At 74.4% G+C, this 16,318-nt stretch carries 17 protein-coding genes; 10 read left to right on the top strand and 7 right to left on the bottom strand.

Features of this window, described 5'->3' with window-relative positions:
• Positions 1–18 precede the first annotated feature (18 nt).
• From ACIG0D_RS30905 to ACIG0D_RS30890, 4 genes are all read right to left on the bottom strand, one after another.
• Entirely contained in the window at positions 19–1,404 is a 1,386-nt protein-coding gene (locus ACIG0D_RS30905; protein ID WP_399807418.1) for an NADP-dependent succinic semialdehyde dehydrogenase, read from the bottom strand.
• A gap of 134 nt (positions 1,405–1,538) precedes the next feature.
• The gene (locus ACIG0D_RS30900) at positions 1,539–2,003 is read right to left on the bottom strand and encodes an NUDIX domain-containing protein (protein WP_399807416.1); all 465 of its coding nucleotides are present in this window, start codon (positions 2,001–2,003) and stop codon (positions 1,539–1,541) included.
• The gene (locus tag ACIG0D_RS30895; RefSeq protein ID WP_399807413.1) at positions 2,000–3,538 is read right to left on the bottom strand and encodes an ATP-dependent DNA ligase; all 1,539 of its coding nucleotides are present in this window, start codon (positions 3,536–3,538) and stop codon (positions 2,000–2,002) included. Before ACIG0D_RS30895 ends, ACIG0D_RS30900 begins: the two co-directional genes overlap by 4 nt.
• A 70-nt stretch (positions 3,539–3,608) precedes the next feature.
• Positions 3,609–4,613 (bottom strand): NAD(P)/FAD-dependent oxidoreductase, encoded by a 1,005-nt coding sequence (locus ACIG0D_RS30890; RefSeq protein WP_399807410.1) that lies wholly within the window; start codon positions 4,611–4,613, stop codon positions 3,609–3,611.
• Between the two features lie 78 nt (positions 4,614–4,691).
• Between ACIG0D_RS30890 and ACIG0D_RS30885 the strand changes: the two genes are divergently transcribed.
• From ACIG0D_RS30885 to ACIG0D_RS30860, 6 genes are all read left to right on the top strand, one after another.
• Complete coding sequence (locus ACIG0D_RS30885; RefSeq protein ID WP_399807407.1) at positions 4,692–5,273, top strand: helix-turn-helix domain-containing protein; 582 nt, start codon at positions 4,692–4,694, stop codon at positions 5,271–5,273.
• A 113-nt stretch (positions 5,274–5,386) separates the two neighbouring features.
• Entirely contained in the window at positions 5,387–6,352 is a 966-nt protein-coding gene (locus ACIG0D_RS30880; protein WP_399807404.1) for an NADPH:quinone oxidoreductase family protein, read from the top strand.
• Complete coding sequence (locus tag ACIG0D_RS30875) at positions 6,349–7,533, top strand: acyl-CoA dehydrogenase family protein (protein ID WP_399807402.1); 1,185 nt, start codon at positions 6,349–6,351, stop codon at positions 7,531–7,533. The genes ACIG0D_RS30880 and ACIG0D_RS30875 overlap by 4 nt, the downstream gene beginning before the upstream one ends.
• Entirely contained in the window at positions 7,530–8,612 is a 1,083-nt protein-coding gene (locus ACIG0D_RS30870) for an acyl-CoA dehydrogenase family protein (RefSeq protein ID WP_399807400.1), read from the top strand. The genes ACIG0D_RS30875 and ACIG0D_RS30870 overlap by 4 nt, the downstream gene beginning before the upstream one ends.
• Before the next feature lie 180 nt (positions 8,613–8,792).
• A complete protein-coding gene (locus ACIG0D_RS30865) occupies positions 8,793–9,656 on the top strand; it encodes a phosphatidylinositol-specific phospholipase C/glycerophosphodiester phosphodiesterase family protein (RefSeq protein ID WP_399807398.1) in 864 nt (287 codons plus the stop codon).
• Between the two features lie 113 nt (positions 9,657–9,769).
• Entirely contained in the window at positions 9,770–9,964 is a 195-nt protein-coding gene (locus tag ACIG0D_RS30860) for a hypothetical protein (protein WP_365768608.1), read from the top strand.
• A gap of 48 nt (positions 9,965–10,012) precedes the next feature.
• Here the strand turns inward: ACIG0D_RS30860 and ACIG0D_RS30855 are convergent, their stop codons facing one another.
• Complete coding sequence (locus tag ACIG0D_RS30855; RefSeq protein ID WP_399807394.1) at positions 10,013–11,248, bottom strand: phosphodiester glycosidase family protein; 1,236 nt, start codon at positions 11,246–11,248, stop codon at positions 10,013–10,015.
• Between the two features lie 306 nt (positions 11,249–11,554).
• Between ACIG0D_RS30855 and ACIG0D_RS30850 the strand changes: the two genes are divergently transcribed.
• Genes ACIG0D_RS30850 through ACIG0D_RS30835 form a run of 4 tightly spaced genes read left to right on the top strand, consistent with a single transcriptional unit; the run spans position 11,555 to position 15,257 of the window.
• Positions 11,555–12,568 carry an NAD-dependent epimerase/dehydratase family protein gene (locus ACIG0D_RS30850; protein WP_399807580.1) on the top strand — a complete coding sequence of 338 codons (1,014 nt, stop codon included), beginning with the start codon at positions 11,555–11,557 and terminating at the stop codon, positions 12,566–12,568.
• Positions 12,565–13,431, top strand: a complete 867-nt coding sequence (locus ACIG0D_RS30845) for a glycosyltransferase family 9 protein (protein WP_399807391.1) — start codon at positions 12,565–12,567, stop codon at positions 13,429–13,431. The genes ACIG0D_RS30850 and ACIG0D_RS30845 overlap by 4 nt, the downstream gene beginning before the upstream one ends.
• Before the next feature lie 18 nt (positions 13,432–13,449).
• Positions 13,450–14,346 carry a glycosyltransferase family 2 protein gene (locus tag ACIG0D_RS30840; protein ID WP_399807577.1) on the top strand — a complete coding sequence of 299 codons (897 nt, stop codon included), beginning with the start codon at positions 13,450–13,452 and terminating at the stop codon, positions 14,344–14,346.
• Positions 14,343–15,257 (top strand): glycosyltransferase family 2 protein, encoded by a 915-nt coding sequence (locus ACIG0D_RS30835; RefSeq protein ID WP_399807388.1) that lies wholly within the window; start codon positions 14,343–14,345, stop codon positions 15,255–15,257. The genes ACIG0D_RS30840 and ACIG0D_RS30835 overlap by 4 nt, the downstream gene beginning before the upstream one ends.
• 207 nt (positions 15,258–15,464) lie before the next feature.
• On the opposite strand, the gene ACIG0D_RS30830 is transcribed toward ACIG0D_RS30835, so the two are convergent.
• Positions 15,465–15,659 carry a DUF2795 domain-containing protein gene (locus ACIG0D_RS30830; protein ID WP_399807385.1) on the bottom strand — a complete coding sequence of 65 codons (195 nt, stop codon included), beginning with the start codon at positions 15,657–15,659 and terminating at the stop codon, positions 15,465–15,467.
• 79 nt (positions 15,660–15,738) lie between these two features.
• On the bottom strand, positions 15,739–16,302 hold the full coding sequence (locus ACIG0D_RS30825; RefSeq protein WP_399807383.1) for a hemerythrin domain-containing protein: 564 nt from the start codon (positions 16,300–16,302) through the stop codon (positions 15,739–15,741).
• Positions 16,303–16,318 lie beyond the last annotated feature (16 nt).

The raw sequence follows: 16,318 nt of genomic DNA, 5'->3' as shown, positions 1-16,318 counted from the left end.
ATCGTATCCGTGCGGCCCTCACGCACCGTGCCAAACCGTGGTGATGTTGCAGAACTCGCGGATTCCGTGCCCGGACAGCTCACGCCCGTAACCGGACCGCTTCACTCCGCCGAACGGGAACGCCGGATGGGACGCGGTCATCCCGTTGACGTACACCCCGCCCGCCTCCAGGTCCCGTACGAACCGGTCGACCTCGCTCTCGTCGCGGGTCCACACGTTCGAACTCAGTCCGAAGGGCGAGTCGTTGGCGATCAGCACGGCCTCGTCGAGATCGCCCGCCCGGTACAGCGTGGCGACTGGTCCGAACGCCTCCTCGCGGTGGATGCGCATCTCGCGGGTGATCCCGGTGAGCACGGTCGGCGGGTAGTACCAGCCGGGCCCGTCGGGCCGTTCGCCACCGCACAGCACGCTCGCGCCGCCGCGCACCGCGTCGTCCACCAGCTCCTCCAGATCGGCCCGCCCGCGCTCGCTGGACAGCGGCCCGACCTCGGTCTCCTCGTCCGTGGGGTCGCCCACCTTCAGTGCCTTCATCCCGGCCGTGAACCGCTCGGCGAAGGCGTCGTGGACGTCCGCGTGCACGATGAACCGCTTGGCGGCGATGCAGGACTGACCGGCGTTCTGGCAGCGGGCGTTCACGGCCACCTCGGCGGCCCGGTCCAGGTCCGCCGACGGCATCACGATGAAGGGGTCGCTGCCGCCCAGCTCCAGCACCGTCTTCTTGATCATCTCTCCGGCGGTGGAGGCGACCGCGCGGCCCGCGGGCTCGCTGCCGGTGAGGGTGGCCGCCTTGATCCGCTCGTCGCGCAGGATGTCGTCGACCGCCGCGGAGCCGATCAGCAGGGTCTGGAACGCGCCCTCGGTGAAGCCGGCGCGGTGGAACAGGTCCTCCAGGTAGAGCGCGGTCTGGGGGACGTTCGAGGCGTGCTTGAGCAGGCCGACGTTGCCCGCCATCAGCGCGGGCGCGGCGAACCGGATCACCTGCCACAGCGGGAAGTTCCACGGCATCACCGCGAGGACCGGGCCGAGCGGACGGTAGCGGACCAGCACGCGGGAGGCGCCCGAGTCCTTCACGTCCGCCTCGGCGGGCTCCTCGTCGGCCAGCAGCTCCTCGGCGTGGTCGGCGTACCAGCGCATCGCCTTGGCGCACTTGGCCGCCTCCGCGCGCGCCTGCCGGACCGGCTTGCCCATCTCGGTGGTGATCACCCGGGCGATGTCCTGCTGGTCCTCGTCGAGGAGGTCGGCGGCCCGGTGCATGAGCCGGGCCCGCTCGGCGAAGGAGGTCGTCCGGTAGGTGCGGAAGGTGGCCTCGGCGAGCTGGAGACGGCGTGCGATCTCCTCCTCGCCCATGGCCTCGTACGTCTTGACCGTCTCGCCGTTCGCCGGGTTCACCGTCGCGATGGGCATGGCTGACCTCCTGGCAAGGGACTGTGCTTCGACCTTCGCGCGCGGCGGCGGGGGCCGCAACGCGGGGCGTCCGTGTTGGTTTGTCCGCCTCCGGGGCGCCCCATCCGGCACCGGGCGCCCCTGGCGGCTCACGCTCAGGGCGAGTGCTCCGCCAGCCGGTCGAGAAACGCGGTCTGCGCGGTGACGATCACGGTCCTCGCCGCGTCCAGGCCGAACCACCGGACCCGGTCCAGCTCCGGGAACTCCTGCGTCCGCCCGCTCTTCGGCGGCCACTCCATCGAGAACGTGCCGGGGGCGATGGTCTCCGGGTCCAGGTCCCCCTCCACCGCCCACACTGTGACGATCTTGCCGCCGGTCTGCCGGACCTCACCGAGCGGTACGGCCTCCCCGTCCGGCGGCGCCACCCCCAGCTCCTCGCGGAACTCCCGGCGGGCCGCCTCCCAGGCGGGCTCGTCCGGGTCGTACTCACCCTTCGGGACGGTCCACGCGCCGGCCTGCCGCCGGGTGAAGAACGGGCCGCCCATGTGCCCGAGCAGCACCTCCAGGCCCTGCTCGGAGCGCCGGAACAGCAGCAGGCCCGCGCTGCGCCGCGCCGTCACCGCCGTACCTCCGGATGGGCGGCCAGCAGGGTCTCGACGGTGTCGGCGTCCTCCGGGCGCTTGTCCTCGCGGTAGCGGATCACGCGGGCGAAGCGGAGGGTGACGCCGGCCGGGTAGCGGGTGGAGCGCTGCAGGCCGTCGTAGGCGATCTCCACCACCAGCTCCGGCCGTACGGTCACCACATGGCCGTCGTCGGACAATGCCAGTCCTCGCAGGCGTTCCGTCTGCCAGGCCAGCATCGCGTCGGTCATGCCCTTGAAGGTCTTGCCGAGCATGGCGTACGAGCCGTCCGCGCGGCGGGCGCCCAGGTGCAGGTTGGACAGCTTGCCGGTGCGCCGGCCGTGGCCCCACTCGGCGGCCAGGACCACCAGGTCGAGGGTGTGCACCGGTTTGACCTTCAGCCAGGACGCGCCGCGCCGGCCCGCGCTGTAGGGCGCGGCGAGGTCCTTGACCACCACGCCCTCGTGGCCGCGGGCCAGCGTCCGCGCCAGGAACTCCTCCGCCGCGGGCAGGTCGTCGGGGCCGGACACCACCGTGCGCCGCACCCGCATCGGCTCGGGCACCAGCCGGGCCAGCTCCGCGTGCCGCTCGGCGAACGGCAGGTCGAGCAGGTCGCGGCCGTCGACGGCGAGGGCGTCGAAGAAGACGGGGGAGACCGGGACCGCCTCGGCGGCGGTCGCCACGTCCACCCGGGAGCCGACCCGGCCCGCTGTCTCCTGGAACGAGCGCGGCCGGCCGTCCTCGTCGAAGGCGATGACCTCGCCGTCGAGCACGAAGCGCTCACCGCGCAGCTCCAGCGCCGCCGACGTCACCTCGGGGAGGCGGTCCGTGATGTCGTCGAGGGTGCGGGTGTACAGCCGTACGGTGCCGCCGTCCCGGTGGACCTGTACGCGGATGCCGTCCAGCTTCTCCTCCACCGCGCACGCGCCCAGCTTGCAGACCGCCTCCGCCACCGAGGACGCGCTGTGCGCGAGCATCGGCAGCACCGGGCGGCCGACGGTGAGCCGGAACCGCTCCAGCGCGGCCGGGCCCTCGGTGAGCAGCGCCTCCGCCACGGTCTGGAGCGAGCCCGCCAGCATCACCGCGCGGCGGACCTCGGCGGGCGGCGCGCCCGTCGCCTCCGCCAGGCCCTCCACGGCCGCCGCGTCGAGCGCGCCCTGCCGGACCTCTCCGGTGAGCAGGCCGAGCAGGAACCGCTGCTCCTCCTCGGTGGCCGCGCCCATCAGCTCCCCGACCAGCCGGGCCCGCTCGGCCTGCGAGCCGGGCCCGGCGACCTTGCCCAGTTCGGTGAGCCGGGCGTCCACCTCGCGCACGGTCAGGGTCGGTTCGGCGGCCGGGGCGACCGGGCGGCCGAGCACCTTCCAGCCGACACCGAGCCGCCCCTGCGGCAGCCGGCCCGCCAGATACGGGATGACGACGGGGGCGTCCGCCGCCTCGGCCTCCCGGAACAGCTGTGCGAGCAGCGCGGTCTTCCGGGACCGCGCCGAGGTGGCGGCGACCTCCCGGGACACCTGGGCGAGCCGGGCCAGCAGCATGGGTTTCATGGTGCACCGGTCGGGGCGGTTCCACACCTGCGGGCGGGGGCGGGTAGAGGGCGGACCGGCCTCAGCCCCGCGAGGCCGGTGCCAGAACGTCCAGGTCCGTCATCAGCAGTTCGCCGTTGAGGGCCGCGGCGGCCCGGTAGCCGCCGCTCGCCGCGTGGACGACCTGCTCGGCGAACCCGATCGCGTTGCCCGCCGCCCAGACGCCGGGGACGCTGGTCAGGCCGTTCGCGTCGACCACCGGGTAGCTGCCGAACGGGGTGTCGTGGAAGTCGGCGCCCAGCCGCTCCAGCAGCGCGGTCTGCGGCACCGGGCGCGGGGAGACGAACAGCGCCTCGCGCGCGTGGACCGTCCCGTCCGCGAGCCGCACCCCGGTCAGCCGGTCGTCCTCGACCACCAGGCCCGCCACCTCGCCGGGCACCACGGAGACCCCCGCGGCGGCCAGCCGGCGCAGATCGTCGTCCGACAGATCCTCCTCGGCGACCGTGTGCAGGAAGAACGTCACGTCCTTGGACCACTGGGAGACCATCAGCGCCTGGTGCACGCTCAGCGGGGTCGCGCCGAGCACGCCGAAGGCCTGGTCGCGGACCTCCCAGCCGTGGCAGTACGGGCAGTGCAGCACGTCCCGGCCGAACCGCTCGGCGACGCCCGGCACGGCGGGCAGCTCGTCCTTGAGGCCGGTGGTGACGACGAGCCGCCGGGCGCGCACGGTCCGCCCGCTCGCCAGGCGCACGGCGAAGTCCCCGTCGGCGCCGTCGCGGGTGACGTCCACCGCCCGGTCCCGGACGAGGCCGACGCCGTAGCGGGCGATCTCCTCGCGGCCGAGGGCCAGGAACTCGGCGGGCGGCATGCCGTCCCGCGACAGATAGCCCTGCATATGGGCGGAGGGCGCGTTGCGGGGCTCGCCCGCGTCGACGACCAGGGTGCGGCGCCGGGCCCGGCCCAGCACCAGCGCGGCGGACAGGCCGGCGGCGCCCCCGCCGACGACGATCACTTCGTACGCGGTGTCGTCCGCGTTCCCGGTGCCGTTCCCGTTCGGGTTGTCGTTCGCGTTCGGGTTCTCGGTCATGGTGACCACCTCCACGTCCGACGGTCGCCGAAGCGGTGCGGCATTGACAAACATGTTTGCCGAAACTGCAATACGACCATGACGACGGAAGAGGTACTCGCGGGCGTCGGCCCCAGACTGCGGCGGATCCGGAAGGAGCGGGAGGTGACGCTCGCGGCCCTCTCCGAGACCACGGGCATCTCGGTGAGCACCCTCTCGCGGCTGGAGTCGGGGCAGCGCAAACCCTCCCTGGAGCTGCTGCTGCCGATCGCCCAGGCCCACCATGTGCCCCTGGACGAGCTGGTGGGGGCCCCGGCGGTCGGCGATCCGCGGGTGCGGGCGAAGCCGCTCACGCGGGACGGCCGGACCCTGTGGCCGCTCACCCGCCAGCCGGGCGGGCTCCACGCGTACAAGATCATCGAGCCGCGGCGCAACCGGGAGCCGGAGCCGCGCACCCACGAGGGGTACGAGTGGCTGTACGTGCTGTCCGGGCGGCTGCGCCTGGTCCTGGGCGATCACGACGTGGTGCTCACGGCGGGGGAGGCCGCCGAGTTCGACACCCGGGTGCCGCACTGGTTCGGGTCGGCGGGGGAGGGGCCGGTGGAGTTCCTGAGTCTGTTCGGCCCGCAGGGGGAGCGGATGCATGTGCGGGCGCGGCCGAAGGCGGCCTCGAACGGGTGAGGACGGTGAAGGTGCCGGACGGGTGACCCACGCGACTGTTCCCTGATCGGCAAGCGACCGCTTAGTATGCGGTTCGACCCCGGTCAGACGAAGCAGTCCCGTGGAGGCCCCGCATGCAGGCATGGCACGTGCACGAGAACGGCGAGCCGAGTGAGGTGATGCGCCTGGCGGAGGCCGAGCGGCCCACGCCCGGCGACGGCCAGGTCCTGGTGAGGGTCCGCGCCGCGAACATCAACTTCCCGGACGCGCTGCTGTGCCGGGGCCAGTACCAGATCCGCCCGCCGCTGCCGTTCACCCCCGGCGTGGAGATCTGCGGCGAGACCGAGGACGGCCGCCGTGTCATCGGCAACCCGGCGCTGCCGTACGGCGGTTTCGCCGAGTACGCCGTCGCGGACGCCGCCGCGCTGCTGCCCGCCCCCGAGTCGCTGGACGACGCGGAGGCCGCCGCCCTGCACATCGGCTACCAGACCGGCTGGTTCGGCCTGCACCGCCGGGCCGGGCTGGAAGCCGGCGAGACGCTGCTCGTCCACGCTGCCGCAGGAGGGGTCGGCAGCGCGGCCGTGCAGCTCGGCAAGGCGGCCGGCGCCACCGTCATCGGTGTCGTCGGCGGCGCCGAGAAGGCCGCCGTCGCCCGCGAGCTGGGCTGCGACGTGGTGATCGACCGGCGGGCCGAGGACGTCGTCGCCGCCGTCAAGGAGGCCACCGCAGGCCGCGGCGCCGACGTGATCTACGACCCGGTCGGCGGCGAGGCCTACACCCAGTCCGCCAAGACGGTCGCCTTCGAGGGGCGGATCGTGGTCGTCGGCTTCGCCAGCGGCACCATCCCGAGCCCCGCCCTCAACCACGCCCTGGTGAAGAACTACTCGGTCCTCGGACTGCACTGGGGCCTGTACAACACCAAGAACCCGAAGCTGGTGCGGCACTGCCACGACCAGCTCACCGAGCTGGCCGCCCGCGGCGCGATCAAGCCGCTGGTCAGCGAGCGCGTCCCGCTCGCCGAGGCCGCGGCCGCCGTGCAGAAAGTCGCGGACGGCCGCAGCACCGGCCGGATCGCCGTCGTGATGGAGGAGTCCGCATGACCGACGCCGCCGAACTGCGCCGCCGCACCCGGGAGTTCCTGGCCGCGCACCCACCCGCCGAAACCGACCGGCTGGAGTTCCTGCGGGCCCGCTTCGACGCGGGGCTCGCCTGGGTGCACTTCCCCGAAGGCCTCGGCGGACTCGGCGCCCCGCGCTCCCTCCAGGCCGTCGTCGACGCCGAACTCGAGGCCGCGGGCGCCCCGGACAACGACCCCCGCCGCATCGGCATCGGCCTCGGCATGGCCGCCCCGACGATCCTCCAGTACGGCACCGAGGAGCAGAAGAAGCGCTTCCTGAAGCCGCTGTGGACCGGCGAGGAGGTGTGGTGCCAGCTCTTCAGCGAGCCCGGCGCCGGATCCGACCTCGCCGCGCTCGGCACCCGCGCGGTGCGTGAGAGTGGGGGAGGCTGGGTGGTCAACGGGCAGAAGGTGTGGACGTCCAGCGCCCACCTCGCCCGCTGGGCCATCCTCATCGCCCGCACCGACCCGGACGTGCCCAAGCACCGGGGCATCACCTACTTCCTGTGCGACATGACCGACCCCGGCGTCGAGGTCCGCCCGCTGCGGCAGATCACCGGCGAGGCCGAGTTCAACGAGGTCTTCCTCACCGACGTCCGCATCCCCGACTCCCGCCGCCTCGGCGAGGTCGGCGACGGCTGGCGGGTCGCGCAGACCACCCTGAACAACGAGCGCGTCGCCATCGGCGGCATGCGCGTCCCGCGCGAGGGCGGCATGATCGGCCCGGTCGTGAAGACCTGGCGGGAACGCCCCGAGCTGCGCACCCCCGACCTGCACCAGCGGCTGCTCACCCTCTGGGTGGAGGCCGAGGTCGCCCGCCTCACCGGCGAACGCCTGCGCCAGCAGCTCGTCGCCGGACAGCCCGGTCCCGAGGGCGCCGGCATGAAGCTCGCCTTCGCCCGCCTCAACCAGGCCATCAGCGGCCTGGAGGTCGAACTCCTCGGCGAGGAGGGCCTGCTGTACGACGACTGGACCATGCGCCGCCCCGAGCACGTGGACTTCACCGGCCGCGAGGCCGGGTACCGCTATCTGCGCTCCAAGGGCAACAGCATCGAGGGCGGGACCAGCGAGGTCCTGCTGAACATCGTCGCCGAGCGCGTCCTCGGCCTGCCCGCCGAACCGCGCACCGACAAGGACGTCGCCTGGAAGGACCTCGCCCGATGACCGACCCCGACCTGCTGTACTCGGAGGAGGAAGAGGCGCTGCGCGCCGCCGTCCGGGACCTGCTCGCCGACCACTGCGACCCGGCCGCCGTCATCGCGCGCGTCGAGACGGACGCCCCGCACGACCTCAAGTTGTGGAAGGCGCTCACCGACGGCATGGGCCTCGCCGGGCTGCTGGTGCCCGAGGACCGTGGCGGCCAGGGCGCCACCCACCGCGAAGCGGCCGTCGTCCTGGAGGAGCTGGGGCGCGCCGTCGCCCCGGTGCCCTATCTGACGAGTGCGGTCGTCGCCACCGAGGCGCTGCTGGCCTGTGACGACGCCGACGACCTGCTCGCGGAGCTGGCGTCCGGCCGGAGCGTCGGCGCCCTCGCCGTCGCGCTGAACGTCGCGGCGGGCGGCGCGGTGAAGACCGTACGCGTCGAGAACGGGCTCCTGCACGGGGAGCTGACCGGCATCGCGGACGCCGCCGTCGCCGACGTCCTGCTCGTGCCCGGCGACGACGGCGAGCTGTACGCGGTCGACGCCGCCGCCGCGACCGTCACCCCCCGGACGTCGCTGGACCTCACCCGGCCGCCGGCGACGGTCACCCTCGACGGCGCCCCGGCCCGCCGGATCGGCACCGCCGAACCCGCCGTACGCCGCGCCCTGCGCACCGCTGCCGGACTGCTCGCCTCCGAGCAACTGGGCGTCGCCGACTGGGCGTTGACGGAGACGGTCCGCTATCTCAAGGACCGCAAGCAGTTCAACCGGCCCGTCGGCGGCTTCCAGGCGCTCAAGCACCGGCTCGCCCAGCTGTGGCTGGAGGTCGTCAGCCTGCGCGCCGCCGCCCGGGGCGCGGCCGACGCACTGGCCACCGGCGAGGACGCCGACGTCGCGGTCGCCGTCGCCCAGGCCTACGCCGCGCCGGTCGCCGTCCGCGCCGCCGAGGAGGCACTGCAACTGCACGGCGGGATCGGCATGACCTGGGAGCACCCCGTCCACCTGTACCTGAAGCGGGCCAAGGCCGACTCGATCGCCTACGGCACCGCGGGCGCCCACCGCGCGGCGCTGGCCGAACTCGTGGACATCCAGGCCCCCTGACGAGCCGGCATACCTTCAGGAAGGCCCGCCCCACCAGGGGCGGGCCTTTCCGTGTGCGCTCCCGCACCGAAGTGAACAACCGGCGGCCCTCCGGCCAACTCACCGCACACACCGGACACTTGAGCCCCGGTCGATCGCATACTCGCTGCGTCCCGTCCCGCACCCCAAGGGAGGCAGTGCATGGCCCTCACCACCCGCCGCAGAGCCCTCACCACCCTCGGCGCCGCCCTCGCGGGCGCCGTCGCCCTGCCCGCGAGCGGCGCGTTCGCCGCCGGGAAGCCCCGCGGACCCCGCCCGTTGTGGCGCGCCCACGCCCACAACGACTACGAGCACCCCCGCCCCCTCCTCGACGCCCTCGACCACCGCTTCGGCAGCGTCGAGGCCGACATCTTCCTCGTCGGCGACCGACTCCTCGTCGCCCACGACCCGGAGAACCTCGACCCGGCCCGCACCCTGGAAGCCCTCTACCTCGACCCCCTCGCCGCCCGCGTCCGCGCCCACCACGGCTCCGTCTACCGCGGCCACCGCGGCTCCCTCCAGCTCCTGATCGACCTCAAGACCGAGGGCTCGACGACATACGCGGAACTGGACCGGCATCTGCGCCGCTACCGCCACCTGTTCACCACCTACGCCCACGGCCAGGTGTTCCCCGGCCCGGTCACCGCCGTGATCTCCGGCGACCGGGCGGCCCGCGCGCCCATGGAGGCCCAGACCGTCCGCCGGGCCTTCTACGACGGCCGGCTCACCGACCTCGGCGGCCCCGCGCCCGCCTCCTTCGCGCCGCTGATCAGCGACAACTGGACGCGGCACTTCACCTGGCAGGGCACCGGCCCCTTCCACGCGGCCGAGCGGCAGAAGCTGCACGCCATCGTGGCCGCCGCGCACGAGCGCGGGCAGCGGGTCCGCTTCTGGGCCACCCCCGACCAGCCCGGCCCGGAGCGGCACGCCGTGTGGAGCGAACTCCTCGCCGCCGGCGTCGACCACCTCAACACCGACGACCTCGCGGGCCTCGAAGCCTTCCTCGACGCCCACCACCCGGCGTAGACACCACACGTTCGGAGGACAGGTCAGCCGCCCGGACGAACCCTCCGCTACGCCACACTTGCGGCCGAACGCCGTGAACCGGACGCGTGACGGCGTGGCGGAGGAGGTTGACGATGGCCGTGTCCATCTCTGTGGTGCTGCTGCTCCTGATCCTGGCGGTGATCTTCCTGCGCAACGGAGGCCTGAAGATCTCCCATGCGCTGGTCTGCCTGCTGCTGGGCTTCTACCTGGCGAGCACGAGCGTGGCCCCCACGATCCACAGCGGCCTGACGGCGACCGCGGACATCGTCAGCAGCCTCAGGCCGTAGGGGGCACGGCCTGCCCCGTAGGGTCACAGCCGGCCTCGGGCGTGGTCGTCACGGGCCCGAGAACACCCCGATCCCGTTCGGCACCGGCCGTTCGGTGCCGCCCGCCGGGTGGTTGCGGACGGTGACGGTGGTCGTGCCCGGGGCGCGGGCGACCAGGGTGGAGGAGCCGCCGCCGTCGAGGCTGAAGGCGTCGTCCGCGCCCAGGCGGCGCAGGACGTCGGCCAGTTCGGCGATGGTGAGACCGGTGCGGTACTCGGGGGAGCCGTCGAGGGAGAGCAGCAGGACCCGCCGGCCGCCGTCCGCGAGGCCCACCGCGGAGCGCACGGCCGCGGTCCGGTTGTCGAGGCCGGGCAGGGGCTGTCCGTCGGAGAGCACCGGATAGCCGCCGACGACGAAGCGGTAGGGGATGCGGGACCGGGCGGCCACCAGGCGGTGGCTCACCCGTACGGCGTCGCCGACGGAGAGCTTGCGCAGCCACTGGGCACCCGCCTCGCGCCCGACGAGGACGGTGGTGCCGGGGGCGATCGGGCCGCCGCCCGGGTTCGGATCGGTCGTCACCACGCGGCCGTCGCGGACCGTCACCTCGTGGGTGTCGGTGCTGCACGGCGCGGCGCGCTCGGTGTCGGTGCCGCAGGTGGCGCGCACCCGGGAGGCGTTGCCCCAGTCCGCGGTGAAGGCGCCGACGGAGCCGACCGGGAGGGCGTACTGGTTGAGACCGCCGAGCGGTACGCGCTCCGCGGCGGTGGTGACCGAGCCGTCCAGGGCCAGGCTGTCCAGACGGGCCCTGCGGTCCACGCCCACGCCGAACACGTCCCGGGTGGAGGTGCCGGGCGGCAGGGCCGGGCCGAAGCGCTGCCCGTCCGGCACCGCCGCCTTCAGCGTCCGGCCGCCGGCGATGGCCGGTCCGACGCTCGCGCCGGTCGCCTCGACGCCGGGGTGCTGGGTCTCGGTGATGTTGAAGAAGTCCCCGTTGACGCCCGCGACGGCACCCTGGCCGTCGGCGAGCCGCGACACGGTCGCCCGCGCGGCCACCGCTCCCGGATACAGCAGGTCCAGGCGGACCTTGGGGTGGCGCAGATCGATGGCCAGCACATGCGCGCGGGCCGGTCCCTGGGCCGCCTGGAGGTCGAACACCTCGTAGCCCACGCCCGGGGCGATGCGGACGGCCGACGCCGCGCCGGCCGGTGCCGCCCCCATCAGGGCCGCACCGGCCAGTGAGCCGAGCGCCGTGAGGAGTGCCAGGACCGTTCTGCCCGCGGGGAACCGCTTCTGACGTCTCGTCACCTGTCGTGTCACACATCCCCCCTGAGGTCGCGTCAACTTTCCCAGGTACCGGGGGAAGTGCACCAGACGGCGCCGTCCGGCCGGGTGGCCGGACGGCGACGGCCGGGGGACGGACGGGGGAACGGGACCGCCGGACGGGTGACGCCCGCGGGACGTCCGTCACCTGCGCCTCATGTGGCACAGCCGCACCGGACGTCGGAGTATGAAAGCGGCCCCGCGGGGCACTCGGGCGCCGCTCGCCGTCCATCCTCCTCGACGGGGGAACAGGGCCCTCATCGGCGGAAGGAGGCCGTGTACATGACGCCGATGGCGTTCTCCGCGATACCGCTGCCGATGTCCCGGCCCGCCTGGAAACGGGCCCTGGTCACCGGCGGCGCCGGTTTTCTGGGCTCCCATATATGCGAACGTCTGATCGATGCCGGGGTGGAGGTCGACTGCCTGGACGACCTGTCGTCCGGCTCCCTCGACAACATCCGCCATCTGGCCGGACGCCCCGGATTCCGGTTCCTGGAGCGGGACGTGAGCGCCCCCGGCTGCCCCGGCGCCCTGCCCGGCCCCTACGACCTGGTGCTGCACTTCGCGGGCCCTGCCTCGCCCGCCGACTGCCTCGGCTGCCGCCTCGCCGCACTGGACGCCGCCGGGCCCGGCACCCGCAACGCGCTGGCCGTCGCCGAGCGCGACGGCGCCCGCTTCCTGCTGGCCTCCGCCTGCCAGGTCTACGGCGACCCCGCCGCGCATCCGCAGCGCGAGGACTGCTGGGGGCAGGTCGACCCGGTCGCACCGCGCAGCGCCCACGACGAGGGCAAGCGGTTCGCCGAGGCTCTGACCACCGCCTGCGCCACCGCCCGCGGCACCGACGCCGGGATCGTCCGTCTGTTCGACACCTATGGCCCGCGGATGCGGGCGGACGGCCGCCAGGCACTGCCCACCTTCATCCGGCAGGCGCTCGCCGGAGCCCCGCTCACCGTCGACGGCGACGGCAGCCAGACCCGCTCGCTCGCCTACGTCGACGACATCGTCGAGGGCGTGCTGCGGGTGGCCGCCAGCCGGGCCGTACGGCCCGTGAACATCGGCGGCGACGACGAGGTGACCGTCGAGGAGATCGCCCGCCGGGTCATCCACCTGACCGGCTCCTCCTCCCGCCTGGAGTACCGGCCCGGCCGCGCGCACGGCCCCGCCCGGCGCCGGCCCGACATCACCTTCGCCCGGGAGCTCTACGGCTGGGCGCCCAGAGTCCCCTGGGAGGAAGGGTTCAAGCGGACCATCGCCTGCTTCGCCGAGCACTCCGCGCCCGGCGACCCGGGGGTGGACGAGCGGTGAAGGCGCTGGTCGTACCACTCGACGGGTTCACCGGAGCGCTCCTGGCCGGCCCCGCCGTCCGCGCGGTCGCCACCCGGGCGCACCCCGTGACGGTGCTGTGCGGACCCGGCGGCGCGCCCGCCGCCCGGCTGCTGCCCCACGTCGACGACGTCGTCGTATGGGAGCCCCCCGAGGGCGGCCGGGCGGACGACGACGATCCGCTGGTGCGTCGGCTGCGGGCCGAGGCCTACGACGTCGCCCTCGTCTTCGCCCCCGACGGACACAGCCCCCGCCCCACCGAGCAGCTGCTGCTCAGGGCGCGCGTGAACCGCGTCGCCGCCTGCGGCGAGGCAGGCGCCCGGGCCGTCCTCGGCACCGCCGCCGCGCTGGGCTTCCGCCCCCGCCCCGGGGACGACGGACGGCTGCGGGTGGTGCCCCCGCCCGACACCGCCCAGCTCACCGGCGCCGGGCCCTACGTCGTCGTCCACCCCGGCGGCGGGCCGCCCGGCCACGCCTGGGACCCGGACCGGTGCGCCGAGGCGGTCGCCGCGCTGGCCGACGCCGGACACCGCGTCGTCGTCACCGGGGGAGAGGACGAGACCGCGCTGACCCGGCACGTCAGCGGGGACATCGCCGTCGACCTGGGCGGCCGGACCGACCCCAGGCGGTTCGCCGGGGTGCTGCGCGCCGCCGACGCCGTCGTGACCGGCGCGCCCGGCCCGGCCCATCTGGCCGCCGCCACCGGCACCCCGGTCGTCTCCCTCGTCCCGCCGGGCGCACCGCGCCGCCCGGACGGCGTGCCCAGCGTGCTGCTCGCCCCGGACGACTGCACGGCCCGGGACGTGGTCGGTGCCGTGCACAGGCTCCTCGACGAAAGGACGTGAGGCGTGCACCAGCAGGCCCTGCCCGACGCCGTCCGGTCCCGCGCGCCCGCGGCCGGGCGGATCACCGTCGCCGTGATCACCCGCAACCGCCGCGCGAGCGTGCTGCGCACCCTGGACCGGCTGGCCGAACTGCCCGAGCGGCCCCCCGTCATCGTCGTGGACAACGACTCCGCCGACGCCACCGCCGCCGCCGTCCGGGACCACCCCGTGGGCGCCCGCGTCCTCACCCCCGGCCGCAACACCGGCGCCCTCGGCCGCAACCTCGCCGTACGCCACGCCACCACGCCGTACGTCGCGTTCAGCGACGACGACTCCTGGTGGGCGCCCGGCGCGCTGGCCACCGCCGCCGACGTCCTCGACGCGCACCCGCGCCTCGGACTGCTCGCCGCGCGCACCCTCGTCGGCCCCGACGCCGCCGAGGACCCGCTGAACTCCGTCCTCGCCGCCTCACCGCTGCCGCCCGACCCCGGGCTCCCCGGCACGCCGGTGCTCGGCTTCCTCGCCTGCGCGTCCGTGGTGCGGCGCCGCGCCTTCCTCGACGCCGGCGGCTACCACCCGGTGCTGTTCTTCGGCGGCGAGGAGACCCTGCTCGCCTACGACCTCGCCGCCCGCGGCTGGGGCGTGTGCTACGTGCCCTCCGTGACCGCCCTGCACCACCCCGACCCCGGCGAACGGCCCGGCCGCTCCGCCGTCCAGCGCCGCAACGAACTCCTCACCGCCTGGCTGCGCCGCCCCGCCCCCGTCGCCCTGCGTGACACCGCCCGGCTCGCCGCCGCGGCCGTACGGGGCGAGCCCGCGGCGGGGGCCGCGCTGCGCGGAGCGCTCGCCCGGCTGCCCGCCGCCCTCAGGCACCGCGCCCCGCTGCCCGACCGAGTCGAACAAGCCGCCCGACTGCTGGAGGGGAGCCGGCCGTGACCCACGAAGCAGCCCGCCCGGACGGCCGCACCACGGTCGTCGTGATCACCCGCGACCGCCGCCCCGAACTGCTGCGCACCCTGCGCACCCTGCGCGACCTGCCGGAGCGGCCCCGGGTGATCGTCACCGACAACGGGTCGACCGACGGCACCGCCGACGCCGTCGCCCGCGACCACCCCGAGGTCCTGCTGCTGCGCCCCGGACGCAACCTTGGAGCCGTCGGCCGCAACCTCGCCGTGCGCTACGTCCGCACGCCCTACGTCGCCTTCTGCGACGACGACACCTGGTGGGAACCCGGCTCCCTGCGCCGCGCGGCGGACGTGCTGGACGCCCACCCGAAGGTCGCCGCCGTGACCGCGCGGATCGTCGTCGAGCCCTCGGGGGAGGAGGACCCCGTCGTCGCCGAGCTGCGCGACTCGCCGCTCACCGGGCCCGGCTGGCTGCCCGGCCCCGCCCTCGGCTCGTTCCTCGCCGCCGCCACCGTGATGCGCGCCGACGCCTTCCGCGCGGCGGGCGGCTTCCACCCCGGACTGTGGCTCGGCGGCGAGGAGGAACTGCTCGCCACCGACCTGCTGCGCCGCGGGCACTGGCTCTGCTACGTCCCCGAGATCACCATCCACCACGCCGCCTCCCCGGTCCGTGACAGCACCCACCGGCGTGTCCTCGGTCTGCGCAACACCCTTTGGTTCACCTGGCTGCGCCGCCCCTGGCAGTCGGCGCTGCGCCGGACCTGGTACCTGCTGCGCACGGTGCCGCACGACCGGGCCTCCGCGCGGGCCTTCGCCCACGCCGCGGCCGGGCTGCCGTGGGTGCTGCGGCAGCGCGACCCGGTGCCGCCCGACCTGGAGGAGCGGCTGGTGGCGCTGGAGGAGGCGCGGCGGGACTCGCCCGCGCGGAGGTATGTGGGCTGAGGCCCGGTCGGGTAGCCGAGGCCCGGTCCCGGATCGCTTAGGCCCCCGATCGCTGAGGCCCGGTCCCGGATCCCCGGTCCCGGATCCCCCGGATCACTGAGGCCCCGATCCCGGTGGGCACACACGACGGCGGCCGTGGCTGTGGGCCACGGCCGCCGTGCTGTGCGCACAGCTGTGGTGTGCTGTGCGGGCCGGAGTCACTCGTCGTCACTCGTTGCGGAACACGGCCTTGCTCACCTCGGCCGGGTTCTGGAACTCCTGCTTGCCCAGGTTCTTGATCCGCTCGGTGACCTCCTTGGGCGCGTGGTTGTCCCGGGCGACCTTCGCCAGCTTCTTGGCGTCCGTCGGGTACTCCGCGCCGGACAGGGCCTTCTGCAGGTCGGGGGGTGTGATGCCGGCCATGACACCTCCATGGCGGTCGTTTCGGGTGGGGGGTTGTGGGTTCACCGAAGGACGTACCGCCCCGGATGGGGGGTGCGGCTCAGTCCTTCTTGCCGCGGCCCGTCAGCATGTCGCGCATCCGGTCGACCATTCCGACGCCGGGCGCGAGCAGCTTGTTGGCCGGGGGCTTGTCCGGGGCGGACGGGTGCGGGCGGGTCGGCGCCATCTTCTTCGCCTGCCGCACCTTGTCGCCCAGTTCGTCGAGGGTCTCCGCCGGACACGACTGGCGCAGCATGGGGAAGAGATTCTCCTCCTCGTCGGCCACGTGCGAGCGGATCTCCATCATGAGCATGCCGATGAGCCGGTCGAACTCGGGGTCGTCCGCGTCGCAGCGCTCCAGATCCTTCATGATCTGCTCCGCCTTGGCGTGGTCCTCGAGCTCCCTGTCGGCCATCGCGTCTCCGTTGGGCACATGCGCGCGCACGGCCGGGTAGAGGTGGGCCTCCTCGGCCACGGAGTGGCGCACCAATTCCATGGTGACCTGGTCCGCGTACACCTTGCGGTCCTTGTCGCCCGACGGCAGCGCCTCGATGCGGCCGAAGAGCGTCTCGACCTCGCGGTGGTCCGTCACCAGCTCCTCGATGACGTTTCCTCCGTGTCCCATGTCGCTCCCTCCATCG

It is taken from the genome of Streptomyces sp. NPDC052773 (assembly GCF_044547145.1).
Taxonomy (GTDB): domain Bacteria; phylum Actinomycetota; class Actinomycetes; order Streptomycetales; family Streptomycetaceae; genus Streptomyces.
This window is presented reverse-complemented; position numbering and strand designations above follow the sequence as displayed.

What these genes read in the sequence shown, in the direction of transcription:
- ACIG0D_RS30865 (WP_399807398.1), top strand. Translation starts at nt 8,793, where the DNA reads ATGGCCCTCACCACCCGCCGCAGAGCCCTCACCACCCTCGGCGCCGCC.
- ACIG0D_RS30895 (WP_399807413.1), bottom strand. Translation starts at nt 3,538, where the DNA reads ATGCTGCTGGCCCGGCTCGCCCAGGTGTCCCGGGAGGTCGCCGCCACC.
- ACIG0D_RS30860 (WP_365768608.1), top strand. Translation starts at nt 9,770, where the DNA reads ATGGCCGTGTCCATCTCTGTGGTGCTGCTGCTCCTGATCCTGGCGGTG.
- ACIG0D_RS30825 (WP_399807383.1), bottom strand. Translation starts at nt 16,302, where the DNA reads ATGGGACACGGAGGAAACGTCATCGAGGAGCTGGTGACGGACCACCGC.
- ACIG0D_RS30830 (WP_399807385.1), bottom strand. Translation starts at nt 15,659, where the DNA reads ATGGCCGGCATCACACCCCCCGACCTGCAGAAGGCCCTGTCCGGCGCG.
- ACIG0D_RS30890 (WP_399807410.1), bottom strand. Translation starts at nt 4,613, where the DNA reads ATGACCGAGAACCCGAACGCGAACGACAACCCGAACGGGAACGGCACC.
- ACIG0D_RS30875 (WP_399807402.1), top strand. Translation starts at nt 6,349, where the DNA reads ATGACCGACGCCGCCGAACTGCGCCGCCGCACCCGGGAGTTCCTGGCC.
- ACIG0D_RS30905 (WP_399807418.1), bottom strand. Translation starts at nt 1,404, where the DNA reads ATGCCCATCGCGACGGTGAACCCGGCGAACGGCGAGACGGTCAAGACG.
- ACIG0D_RS30850 (WP_399807580.1), top strand. Translation starts at nt 11,555, where the DNA reads ATGGCGTTCTCCGCGATACCGCTGCCGATGTCCCGGCCCGCCTGGAAA.
- ACIG0D_RS30885 (WP_399807407.1), top strand. Translation starts at nt 4,692, where the DNA reads ATGACGACGGAAGAGGTACTCGCGGGCGTCGGCCCCAGACTGCGGCGG.
- ACIG0D_RS30870 (WP_399807400.1), top strand. Translation starts at nt 7,530, where the DNA reads ATGACCGACCCCGACCTGCTGTACTCGGAGGAGGAAGAGGCGCTGCGC.
- ACIG0D_RS30880 (WP_399807404.1), top strand. Translation starts at nt 5,387, where the DNA reads ATGCAGGCATGGCACGTGCACGAGAACGGCGAGCCGAGTGAGGTGATG.